Origin of the sequence: Pseudomonas sp. EL_65y_Pfl2_R96 (genome assembly GCF_963970905.1) — a bacterium.
Lineage (GTDB): Bacteria > Pseudomonadota > Gammaproteobacteria > Pseudomonadales > Pseudomonadaceae > Aquipseudomonas.
In genome coordinates this window covers 1-458 of the sequence record NZ_CAXAQH010000330.1, presented here as the reverse complement: position 1 = coordinate 458, position 458 = coordinate 1, and the positions used below count along the sequence as shown (strand labels likewise).

The 458-nt window shown below is 59.8% G+C and carries 1 protein-coding gene; it reads left to right on the top strand.

Going from position 1 to position 458, the window contains the following annotated elements; all coding sequences use genetic code 11:
- The coding region (locus AACY49_RS30885) for a hypothetical protein (protein ID WP_339528101.1) at positions 1-458 on the top strand (458 nt) is incomplete at both ends.

Genomic DNA, 458 nt, shown 5'->3' with positions numbered 1-458 from the left:
AGCGGATCGACGACGTCGCCTGCTCTTGGTCTCGCCTCGAACGGTTACAAGCTGACCGAACTGCTGCGTACCGGTATTGCCCAGTTGAACTCGGATTGGAGTGACCGGGTCTCGACCGAAACGCGTTTCGTTTACAAGGCCTATACGCGTGGCCAGAATCCTGAATTGGGCCGCGGCTTTGCGCAGTTCCGCGTCTGCACCGCCCCGACCAGCGTCCTTACGCCGGTTGCTGGTAACGGCGACAATGCGACCTCCTGCGGCAGCGGCAACCCGGTTGTCGCGCTTGGCCCGGACATCAGCCGTCAGACCAACGCTCTGTTCACGGACACTTATGACGGCTCCTTCCTGCTGCGCTTCAAGGCTGGGCAGCACGATTTCAAGGGCCTGTTTGAATACGCCGAGAACCGCACGACCAACGCCTTCCTGCAATATAGCGCTGGCTCCTATTACTTTGACTC